The following is an 11078-nucleotide window of genomic DNA, read 5'->3' as shown; positions in this document are numbered from 1 at the left end:
GCCCGCAGGCAGAAGTCCAGCTTGCAACAAGGCCGGATATAAGACTGCAGCCGATTTCTGGTTTTACCAAAACACGACAAATCTCTTGCTAAACCGGGAGGCGTCCATATAGGAAATCATGACGATCTATTTCAACGGCAGTTTCATGCCGCTCGAACAGGCGAAGGTGCCGGTGCTGGATCGCGGTTTCATTTTCGGCGACGGCGTGTACGAGGTCATCCCGGTCTATTCGCGCCACGCCTTCCGGATGCGCGAACACCTGACACGGCTGCAACACAGCATGGACGGCATCCAGTTGCCCAATCCGCACAGCATGGACGCGTGGGTCGCCATCCTCACCGAACTGATCGCGCGCAACGCGCCGGAAGACCAATACTTGTATCTGCATATCACGCGCGGGGTGGCGCCGCGCGATCACGCCTTTCCCAAACCGCCGGTGGCGCCCACCGTGTTTGCCATGAGCAATCCGCTCGTCCACCCGCCCGCCGCGCTGTTGCACAGCGGCGTCGCCTGCATCACCGCCACCGACAACCGCTGGCTGCGCTGCGACATCAAATCCATCGCCCTGCTGCCCAATGTGCTGTTGCGCCAGTCCGCCGTTGCCGCCGGCTGCGCCGAAGCCATCCTGATCCGCGACGACGCCTTCCTGACCGAGGGTGCGGCGAGCAACATTTTCGTGGTCAAGGACGGCGTGCTGCTCGCCCCGCCGAAAGACAACCTGATGCTGCCGGGCATCACCTACGACGTCCTGCTCGAACTCGCCGCCGCCAACGGCATCCCGCACCAGGTGCGCCGGATCCTGAAGGCTGAATTGTTCGCGGCGGACGAACTGCTGCTCACCTCTTCCACGCGCGAGGTTCTGGCCGTCACCACCCTCGACGGCAAGACGGTGGGCGACGGCAAACCGGGGGCGATGTTTGCGCGCCTGCACGAGCTGTATCAGACCTTCAAGCGCGAGGTGATGCGCAAATGAGCGAACCCAAGGAATCCCTGATCGATTATCCCTGCGACTTCCCGCTCAAGATCTTCGGCGAAGCGCAGCAGGGTTTCGCGCAGGCCATGGCCGCCGTGGTGCAGGCGCACGCGCCGGATTTCGATGCCGCCCGCCTCACCCTGCGCGCGAGCAGCAATGCCCGCTATCTCTGCCTCACCTGCACCATCCGCGCCACCTCGCGTGAACAACTGGACAATCTCTACCGCGACCTGTCCAGCCATCCGCTGGTGAAGATGGTGCTATGAACGTGCCGCGCACTGACTGCCGAGTGCCGAGGGCTGAACCGTGACCACGCCGACCCTCCACATCCGCGCCCTCGGTCTGGTCGAATACGAACCGACCTGGCACGCGATGCAGCGTTTCACCGCCGAACGCACGCGCGACACCCAGGACGAGCTCTGGCTGGTGCAGCATCCGCCGACCTACACCCTGGGGCAGGCCGGCAAGCCGGAACACCTGCTGCACCAAACACCCATTCCGGTCGTGCAAATCGACCGCGGCGGCCAGATCACCTATCACGGCCCCGGCCAGATCGTCGCCTATCTGCTGCTCGACCTGCGCCGCTGGCGGATCAACGTGCGCGAACTGGTCTGCCTCATGGAACAGGCGGTGATCGACCTGCTGGCGGGATACGGCGTGGCGGCGGTCGCGCGCCGCGACGCGCCCGGCGTGTATGTCGGCGGGGCCAAGATCGCCGCGCTCGGACTCAAAATAAAAAACGGCTGCAGTTACCACGGCCTTGCCCTCAACGTGGACATGGACCTCGCGCCGTTCGGCAACATCAATCCCTGCGGCTATCATGGACTGCGCGTCACGCAGTGCGTGGAACAGGGTATCGCGCCTGAATTCGAGGCGTTGCAGGCGGAACTGACGCAGAACCTGGTGCACGGTTTGCAGCGGCATCTGCTGGAGAAGGGATCAGTCAGCGCCGGTTGAGGTGGCCGCTTCCGGTGGCGCGGCCAGCACGGTGACCGTGACGCGGCGGTTGCGCGCGCGACCTTCCGCCGTGTCGTTGGACGCGAGCGGGGCATTGTCGGCGTGCCCGATCGCTTTCAGGCGGTCGGCGCCAATGCCCTGCTCGATGAACAGGCGTACCACGCTGCTGGCGCGCGCCGAGGACAGCTCCCAGTTGGACGGAAACTGCACGGTGCTGATCGGCAGATCATCGGTGTAACCCTCGACCTCGACCGGCAATGCTTCGTTCACCAGAATCTGCGCGACCTCCTTCAGCGTCGCCACCGCGGCGGCTTGCAGCGCGGCATCGCCCGGCAGAAACAACAGGCTGGCATTGATGTCCAGCGTTACCCCGCGCTCGCTCTGGCTGACGCTCATCGCCCCTTTGTTGACGAAACCCGCCAGTTTGTCGGTCAGTCGCCGGCTCAAATTCTGCAGGCGCTCGTTCTGCTTGCGCTGCTTTTCCGCCAGGCGCGCGTTGCGCTTGTCCACCAACGCCTTGAAATACATTTCGTCTTCTGTCAGACGGATCGCGCCATCTTCCGCCGCCATCCCGTTCTGGCCGAATACTTGGCTCATCGACACGCTGAAATCCTGGTACTTGCCCTCGTTCACCGAGGAGATGCCGTACATCACCACGAAGAAGGCGAACAGCAGCGTGATGAAGTCGGCGTAGGACACCATCCAGCGCTCGTGATTGTCCGGCCCCTGTCTTTTTGCGCGGCGTGCCATGTCAGGAAATGTAACCCTTCAATTTGTTTTCGATGAAGTGCGGATTTTCCGCGTTGGCGATCATGCACAGGCCGTCGATCGCCATCTCGCGCAGCACCACTTCCCGGGCAATGAGGATCTTCAGTTTGCCCGCGATGGGCAGGAACACCAGATTGGCGAACCCCACACCGTAGATGGTGGCGATGAACGCGACGGCGATGCCCGCACCCAGTTTGGCCGGCTCGCCCAGGCTCTGCATCACGTGCACCAGCCCCAGCACCGCGCCGAGGATGCCGATGGTCGGCGCATAACCGGCAGCGGCTTCCCACACCCGCGCCGCCTGCCAGCGCAGGGTTTCATAGGTATTGAGGTCGATGTCGAGCACAGCGCGAATCTTCTCCGCGCTGTTGCCGTCCACCAGCAGTTGCAGGCCCTTTTGCACAAACGGATCGCCCGCCGTCTTGATCTGCCCCTCCAGCGCCAGGATGCCGTCCTTGCGCGCGACATTGCCCCAGGCGGTCATGCGGTAGAGCAACTGCTGCTTGTCGATTTTCGGCGTGACGAACACCCAGCGCGCCATTTTTATTCCGGTCAGGAATATGTTCAGCGGGTGCTGCACCATCACCGCGCCGAGGGTACCGCCGATCACGATCAGAAAGGCCGCCAGTTGCAGCAGCACATTGATCGAGCCGCCTTCCAGAAACTGGCCGCCGAGGATGCCGGCGACGGCGACGACCAGGCCGAGCATGCTCAGAATGTCCATCAATATCCCCGCAGATAGGTGCGCAGCCGCGCCACCGCCTGGCTGTGCACCTGGCACACGCGCGATTCCGACACCCCCATCACTTCGCCAATCTCGCGCAGGTTCATGTCCTGCTCGTAGTGCATACCCATCAGTTGCCGCTCGCGCTCGGGCAGACGCTCGATGGCCGCCACCAGTGCCGCGCGGAAGCGTTCGTCCTGCAGCATCTCCAGCGGATTCGCCGCGTCGCTCAAGTCGTGCCGGTCGAAGAAACTCTCCTGTTCCTCGTTGCGGAAATCCTCGTAATACATCAACTGCGAACCGCGCGCTTCCTGCAACATCTGCTGGTAGTCCGGCAGGCTGATGCCCATCTCACGGGCGATCTCGGACTCGACCGGCGCGTGCCCCAGTTTCTGTTGCAGGCGGCTGATCGCGTTCTCGATGCGGCGCGCGTCGCGGCGCAAACTGCGCGGCAGCCAGTCCGCCCCGCGCAACTCGTCCAGCATCGCGCCGCGGATGCGTTGCGCGGCATAGGTTTCGAACTGCGCCCCGCGCAATTCATCATAGCGGCTGGCCGCGTCGAGCAGGCCGATCATGCCGGCCTGGATCAGGTCGTCCACTTCCACGCTGTTCGGCAGCTTGAGCATCATGTGATGCGCAATGCGTTTCACCAGCGGCGCATGCTCCTGCAGGCACTGGTTCTTGTCGGTCAATCCGTTGGCGGTGTACATGGTTCTTGTTGTGCCGGAACTCGCTGCGTTCGTTTTTCCATTGCTGTCTGCGGGCGACCGGGACCGCGATTCGCTGCGCGCGGCAAGGGCGGTATTCATGCCAGGGATACCCGCCCGCAGTGCGGGTCGGGCGTGTTTGTCAGACTGAAGTCCGACCCACCCAGCCACGCCGCTTCCCGTGGGTCGGGTTTCAACCCGACAAGTTGCCGTCCGATTTCGGGCACGCTCGTCGGACTGAAGTCCGACCCACCTAGCCACGCCGCTTCCCGTGGGTCGGGTTTCAACCCGACAGGTTGCCGTCCGGTTTCAGGCGCCCTTGTCGGACTGAAGTCCGACCCACCTAGCCACGCTGCTTCCCGTGGGTCGGGTTTCAACCCGACAGGTTGCCGTCCGGTTTCAGGCGCCCTTGTCGGACTGAAGTCCGACCCACCAAACGTCCGCTGCCCCATCAAAAGCCCAATCACGCCATCCAGCCCGTCCGGTCCGGGTGCTGCCGGTGCGTGAAGCAGTCCCTGCGCGACTTCGCGCAACGCCAGCGACGACGCGGCTGCAGGGAAGGAATCCACCACAGGGCGGCGCAATTGTGTCGCACGCTTCAGTTTTTCATCAAGCGGAATATAGCCCAGATAGTCGAGGCGCACCTGCAAATGATGATGCGCCACCCGCGCCATGTTATCGAACACGGTCAACGCTTCACGTTCGCCAGTGACCCGGTTCACCACGATGGCAAATGCCTGACGGCCATTCTGCTGCGCCATCTGTTTCAGCAGCGCATAGCTTTCGGTGATGCCGCTGGCGGTCGGATTCAGCACCAGCAGCAGCGGCTCGTCGCCGGACAAACCTGCGCACAGCGAAGCGCCAACGCGCGCCGCATCGACCAGCACCACATCGCGCCCGGCCGTTGCCGCCAGCAGCGATTCGAGCAGGCGCGTCCGTTCCGCGACCGCCAGTTGCGGCAATTTTTCCATCGCGCGCGCCAGCGGCAGCAGCGCCACCCCGGCGTCATCCTGCAGCAGCACATCGTGCCAGGTCTTGTCCCCGCGCGCCGCCTGCAGCAGGTCGTAGCGCGCGCGCAAGCCCAGCGTCTGCGCCACATTAGCAGGTGACAGGTTTTCGTCCAGCACCAGCACCTGCTTTCCGATCCGCGCAAATATCGCCGCCAGATTGGTGACCAGGCTGGTCGCCCCCAGCCCGTCGCGCGCGCCAAGCACCGTGATCACCCGCGCCCGGCTGCGCGTCAGCAACGCGCGCAAGCCTGCTGCCTGATCGTGAGAATGAAAATTGTTTTTCACGTTTACCGCCTCTTCCGCCAGGGGAGGATTGAGGCGGGGAAGATATTAGAGCGCATATTCCCTCCCCGTCGCCGCGCCGCTGGCCACGCCCGCCATGAAGGCCGGGAATTCCATGTCCTGCAAGGCAAAGGCGGACGGCTTGCCGATCTCCTTGAACGCGCGGTGCAACAGATAGTCCACGTTCACTTCGTGCAGGTCCTCCGGCACGCGCTGGCCGCTGGCGATGTAGTGCAGCAGCAGCTTGTGCCGCGCCACCACATCCAGCACGGTGCCGAGCTGCACCGCCTCGTCCAGCTTGGTCGGGATGCAGCCGATCACGCCCGCCCCGCCATACCGCTTCACCACATCGTCCAGCGTGCCGCCGGCGCTGGTCGCGTTCAGCAACAGCAAACGGCGCACGCCAACCTCGTCGAACATGCGCGTCTGTTCCGCCACGCGGCTGTCGCGCTGGCCGACGCCCATGGTATCGATCAGCACCAGATGCTTGTGCTTCAGCCCGGACAAGGTCAGCCGCAGGTCGTTGGCATCGCGCACCGCGTGCACGCTGACGCCGAGAATATTGGCGTAGATGCGCAACTGCTCGAACGCGCCGACGCGGTAACTGTCGGTGGTGACCAGCGCCACCTTGTCCGCGCCGTAGCGCACCACGGCGCGCGCCGCCAGCTTGGCGGTGGTGGTCGTTTTGCCGACGCCGGTGGGGCCGACCAGCGCCACCACGCCGCCGCGCACCACCACCTCTTCTCGTCCGCCGACCACGCCCAGGTTGTGCGCCAGGATCCGTTTCACCCAGGAAATATCGGCAGCGGGCGGCATCTTGTCCAGCAACAGGCGCGACAGTGCCGGGCTGAAGCCCGCATTGACCATGTCGCGCAACAGGCCGCTACGCTGCGGATCCTGCTGCTGCAAAGTGCTCCAGGCCATGCCGGCCATCTGCGCCTGCATCCGGTCATGCATGGACTTCAATTCCGCCATCAGGTGCTGCGCCTCGCGGTTCGCCGGCGGGGTTTCCGCGCGCGCCGGGGCTGCCCGTTCCGCCTGCGCCGCCAGCACTTTTGCGCCGAGGGCGTGCGCCTGGTTCAGCCCCCGCGCCGACACCGATTCGCGCGGCGCGGAACGCGGCTGCTCGGCGTGGTGCGACCGCATGCGCGTCTCGTTCAGGTGCGCCAGCTCGCTGCCCGCCATCGCCACGACCTCGACGCCCTCCGCCGACTTGCGGTTGGACAGGATCACGGCGTCCGCACCCAGTTCCGCGCGCACCAGTTGCAACGCCTCGCGCGAACTCGCGGCGATGAATTTTCTTGCGTTCATGCTCTACCTCCCACCATGGATGTCACCCGGATGGTCTTGAAGCCGGGCACTTCTTCCTGCGAAATCACCTTGAGCTGCGGCAGCGCGCGGCGAAGGAAACGCGCCAGCAGATCGCGGATGCCGCCCGGCACCAGCAGCACGGTGGGCAAGCCCAGCCGTTCCTGCTTCTCGGTGGCGGCGCGCGTCTCGTTCAGCAGCGTGTTGGCCAGCCCCGGCTCGATGGCGGAGCCGCCGGCCTGCAAGGCCTGCCCCAGCACGTATTCCAGCTCCTTGTCCATGCCGATGACCTGCAATTCCTGCGCCGCCGGATAGAACTGCTGCACGATGGCGGGGCCGAGGGCGACGCGCACCAGTGCGGTCAGCACGCCGGCGTCCTGCGTCTTCGGCGCATGCTCCGCCAGCGTCTCCAGAATGGTGCGCATGTCGCGGATGTGCATGCCCTCGTCGAGCAGGTTCTGCATGACTTTTTGTACCGTGGTCAGCGGCAGCAGATCGGGAATCAGCCCCTCCACCAGCTTGGGCGCGATCTTGGCCAGGTGATCGAGCAACTGTTGCAACTCCTGGCGCCCGAGCAGTTCCGCCGCGTTCTGGTGGATCAGATGACTCATGTGCGTCGCCACCACCGTGCCCGCATCGACCACGGTGTAGCCCATCGCCTGCGCCTGTTCGCGCAGCGCGCTATCGATCCAGAACGCGGGCAGGCCGAACGCCGGGTCCTTGGTCGGCGTGCCGGGCAGGGTGCCGCTCACATTGCCCGGATTGATCGCCAGCAACTGTTGCGCGTGCGCCTCCGCCGTGCCGATCTCGGCGCCCTTCAGGGTGATGCGATAGGCACTCGGCGGCAGATCGAGATTGTCGCGGATGTGCACCGCCGGCGGCAGGAAGCCCATGTCCTGGGTGAATTTCTTGCGGATGCCCTTGATCCGCCGCAGCAGGTCGCCGTCCTGCGCCTTGTCCACCAGCGGGATCAGGCGGTAGCCCACTTCCAGCCCCAGCACATCGACTTGCGCCACATCTTCCCAGCTTGCTTCGCCTCCGTCCGTGACCGGCGGCGCCACTACCTCTGCCTGTTGCGCGTTGGCGCTCGCCGCCTGCGCGCGCCGCAGCAGCGCATAGGCGAACCAGCCGAGCGCGCCCGCCAGCAACAGAAAAGCGAAATGCGGCATGCCGGGGATCATGCCCAGCATGCCGATGATGGCGGCGGTCAGAATGATCACCTGCGGACTGGACACCAGTTGCTTCGCCAGTTGCTGGCCGATGTTGTCTTCGCTGGCGACGCGGCTGACCACCATGCCGGCGGCGGTGGAAATCACCAGCGCCGGAATCTGCGCCACCAGCCCGTCGCCGATGGTGAGCAGCGTGTAGTTTTTGGCGGCGGTCGCCAGATCGAGGTCGTGTTGCAGCACCCCGACCACCAGTCCGCCCACGATGTTGATCAGCATGATCATGATGCCGGCCACGGCATCGCCGCGCACGAACTTGGAAGCACCGTCCATCGCCCCGTAGAACTCGGCCTCCTGCGCGATCTCGGCGCGCCGCTTGCGCGCCACGTCCTCGCCGATCAAGCCCGCGTTCAGATCGGCATCGATCGCCATCTGCTTGCCCGGCATCGCATCCAGGGTGAAGCGCGCGCCGACCTCGGCGATGCGTCCCGCGCCCTTGGTGATGACCACGAAGTTGATGATGACCAGGATGACGAACACCACCAGACCCACGGTGTAATTGCCGCCGACCAGAAAGTGGCCGAACGACTCGATCACCTTGCCCGCCGCGTCCGGCCCGGTGTGCCCTTGCAGCAGCACCACCCGGGTGGAGGCGACATTCAGCGACAGGCGCAGCAGGGTGGAGATCAGCAGCACGCTCGGGAACACGGCAAAATCCAGCGGCCGCGTGGTGTTCATCGCCACCAGCAACACCATGATTGCCAGCGCGATATTGAAGGTGAACAGGATGTCGAGCAGGATCGGCGGCAGCGGCAGCACCATCATCGACAGGATCATCACGATCAGCAGCGGCCCGGCGAGGCCGCGCACACCGCCGTGCAGCAACAAGTCCTTCAGAGTTTTCAGAATCCCGTTCATCTCGCGTCCCGATCTTTGCGCTTGCCGCCCTCCACAGGGATGGAGGGGCATGCGTATTATCGGAAACGCCGGTCAAAGCAAAGACGGGAATAGAGGGGGATTCGCGCGGCTATTCAGGGTGCGTCGGACGCAGACATTTTCCGGCGTCCGGCCCTGCGTCCGCAGGGGGGTGCCCCGTTCAGGCGGCGGCCAGCAGTTTCTCGAATTCGGCGGCGGGGACGGGTTGGCTGGTCAGATAGCCCTGGAACAGATCGCACCCCTGGTCCCGCAAAAAATCGAGCTGGCTCCGGTTCTCCACACCTTCGGCCAACACCTTCAACCGCAAGGAATGGCCCATCGCCACAATGGCGGCGACGATCTCCATGTCGTCGCGATGCAGGGGCACGTCATCGATGAAGCGCTTGTCGATCTTCAGGATATCCAGCGGGAACATCTTCAGATAAGCCAGCGAAGAATAGCCCGTGCCAAAATCGTCAATGGCCAGTTGCACGCCCAGGGTCTTGAGCCGGTTCAGGATCCCGATGGATTCGACCTCGCGCTGCATCAGCGCGCTCTCGGTCAGCTCCAGTTCGAGCTGCGACGCAGCGAATCCGGTTTCACTCAACACCCGGGCCACCGTGTCGCCAATATCGCCTTGCAGGAATTGATAGGCGGACAAATTGACCGCCAGCGTGAGCGGCGGCAACCCGGCCTCCCGCCAGCATTGCCCTTGCCTGCAGGTCTCCCGCAACACCCAGTCGTCAATGGCGCCGATCAAACCGCAGGATTCCGCAACATGAATGAAACGGGCGGGCGGAATCAGCCCCTCGGCGGGATCTTGCCAGCGCACCAGGGCCTCCGCGCCGACGATGCGGCCGCTGCCGATGTCCACCTGCGGCTGATAGTACACACGCAATTCCCCCTGGCTGACGGCGCGGCGCAAACGCACCTCGAGATCGATGCGTTCGCGCGCGGCGCTGGTCAGGCTCTCGGTAAAATATTCGAAGCGTCCACGCCCTTCGGTCTTGGCCTGGTACAGCGCGCTGTCCGCCTGCTGCAACATCTGCTCCGGGGTGGTGCCATAGCCGGGAAACAGACTGATGCCGATGCTGGCACCGATGCGCACTTCCACGCCGTTGGCCAGCCGGCACGGTTCACTCAAATCCTGGATGATGTCGCTCGCCACACGCGCGGCGTCCGCGGCATCGGCGACCTGTTCCAGCAACACGGCGAACTCGTCTCCCCCAAAACGGCAGACCATATCGATCTCGCGCGACTGGGACAGCAGTCTGACCGTAACCGTCCGCAACAATTCGTCACCCGCCAGATGACCAAAACTGTCATTCACATCCTTGAAACGGTCCAGGTCGATCATGAGCAGCGCCAGATTCTGTTTGTTGCGCTGGGCGATTTCCATGCTGTGCTGCAATCTGGACAGCAGCAGCGGGCGGTTGGGCAGCCCGGTCAAGGGATCGTGGTGGGCCAGAAAATCGAGTTCTGCCTGGGTGCTCTTCAATTTCGAAATGTCGGTGAAGACCGAAACGTAATTGCACACCGTGCCCGATTTATCCTTGATGACGTCGATACTCATCAATTCGGGATAAATCTCGCCATTCTTGCGGCGATTCCAGATCTCGCCCTGCCAATGTCCCGTCAGGTTGATGCTGGCCCACATGGCCGCGTAAAACTCAGGGTCGTGACGCCCCGAGCACAGCAATTCCGGTTTCTCCCCCAGCACCTCGGCTGCGCTATAACCGGTGATTTCGGTAAATGCGGGATTGACCCGGACGATGCGTTTTGCGGGATCGGTCACCATCAGTCCCTCGCGCGTGCTTTCGAACACGGCGGCCGCCTGGCGCAAGCCCAGCTCGTCTTTCTTCCTTGCCGTGATGTCGCGCACCGCCAGCACGATCGCCGGTTGCTTCTCCCAGACGATGGGCGCGGAACGCAATTCAGCCCAGCCCACACCGCTGGGCCGGATCAGGTTGATGTCCTGGCAAACGTCACTGGCATAGAGCGGAACACCCAGTTCCCGGCCCAACAAGGTACCGCGCTCGAAAATAGCCTCGGCACTGCGATTGGCGTACAACACGATGCCGCGCTGATCGACCACCACGACGCCGTCGGAAATCGTGGTCGGTAAGATGCAGTTCGGTCTGGCGCATGGCAAGCTCCTCATCATGGTGCGGGCATGCGACAGTATAATACATGTTTCGTTATTTATGCGTTTATATACTAGTGAGCTCGAATATATATTTAATCGAAAATCTCTATCTCCAGAAGGAA

General features: G+C 63.7%; 10 protein-coding genes. 3 read left to right on the top strand and 7 right to left on the bottom strand.

What is annotated here, in order from left to right:
* Positions 1-118: 118 nt before the first annotated feature.
* From ACKTSJ_RS08830 to lipB, 3 genes are read left to right on the top strand one after another with little or no spacing between them, the layout of a single operon-like run.
* Complete coding sequence (locus ACKTSJ_RS08830) at positions 119-973, top strand: D-amino acid aminotransferase (protein WP_407899402.1); 855 nt, start codon at positions 119-121, stop codon at positions 971-973.
* On the top strand, positions 970-1239 hold the full coding sequence (locus tag ACKTSJ_RS08825; RefSeq protein ID WP_407899401.1) for a YbeD family protein: 270 nt from the start codon (positions 970-972) through the stop codon (positions 1237-1239). Before ACKTSJ_RS08830 ends, ACKTSJ_RS08825 begins: the two co-directional genes overlap by 4 nt.
* Positions 1240-1279: 40 nt before the next feature.
* Positions 1280-1930, top strand: a complete 651-nt coding sequence (gene lipB / locus ACKTSJ_RS08820; RefSeq protein ID WP_407899399.1) for a lipoyl(octanoyl) transferase LipB — start codon at positions 1280-1282, stop codon at positions 1928-1930.
* Here lipB and motD read toward each other — a convergent pair.
* The 7 genes from motD to ACKTSJ_RS08785 form a co-directional block, all read right to left on the bottom strand.
* Positions 1913-2680, bottom strand: coding sequence for a flagellar motor protein MotD (motD, locus tag ACKTSJ_RS08815; RefSeq protein ID WP_407899397.1), 768 nt, complete (start codon positions 2678-2680; stop codon positions 1913-1915). The genes lipB and motD overlap by 18 nt on opposite strands.
* A gap of 1 nt (position 2681) precedes the next feature.
* Positions 2682-3422: a flagellar motor protein gene (locus ACKTSJ_RS08810; RefSeq protein ID WP_407899395.1), complete on the bottom strand. Its 741-nt coding sequence runs from the start codon at positions 3420-3422 to the stop codon at positions 2682-2684.
* The gene (locus tag ACKTSJ_RS08805) at positions 3422-4132 is read right to left on the bottom strand and encodes an RNA polymerase sigma factor FliA (RefSeq protein ID WP_407899393.1); all 711 of its coding nucleotides are present in this window, start codon (positions 4130-4132) and stop codon (positions 3422-3424) included. Before ACKTSJ_RS08805 ends, ACKTSJ_RS08810 begins: the two co-directional genes overlap by 1 nt.
* A gap of 95 nt (positions 4133-4227) precedes the next feature.
* Complete coding sequence (locus ACKTSJ_RS08800; protein ID WP_407899392.1) at positions 4228-5424, bottom strand: MinD/ParA family protein; 1197 nt, start codon at positions 5422-5424, stop codon at positions 4228-4230.
* 45 nt (positions 5425-5469) lie between these two features.
* Positions 5470-6732 carry a flagellar biosynthesis protein FlhF gene (gene flhF, locus ACKTSJ_RS08795; protein ID WP_407899390.1) on the bottom strand — a complete coding sequence of 421 codons (1263 nt, stop codon included), beginning with the start codon at positions 6730-6732 and terminating at the stop codon, positions 5470-5472.
* On the bottom strand, positions 6729-8813 hold the full coding sequence (gene flhA, locus ACKTSJ_RS08790; protein WP_407899388.1) for a flagellar biosynthesis protein FlhA: 2085 nt from the start codon (positions 8811-8813) through the stop codon (positions 6729-6731). Before flhA ends, flhF begins: the two co-directional genes overlap by 4 nt.
* A gap of 178 nt (positions 8814-8991) precedes the next feature.
* Positions 8992-10971, bottom strand: a complete 1980-nt coding sequence (locus ACKTSJ_RS08785) for a putative bifunctional diguanylate cyclase/phosphodiesterase (RefSeq protein ID WP_407899386.1) — start codon at positions 10969-10971, stop codon at positions 8992-8994.
* Between the last annotated feature and the right edge of the window lie 107 nt (positions 10972-11078).

The organism is Ferrigenium sp. UT5, assembly GCF_045866295.1.
Classification (GTDB): Bacteria; Pseudomonadota; Gammaproteobacteria; order Burkholderiales; family Gallionellaceae; genus Sideroxyarcus.
The sequence above is the reverse complement of the archived record's forward strand: the minus strand, read 5'-3'. Positions and strand labels throughout refer to the sequence as shown.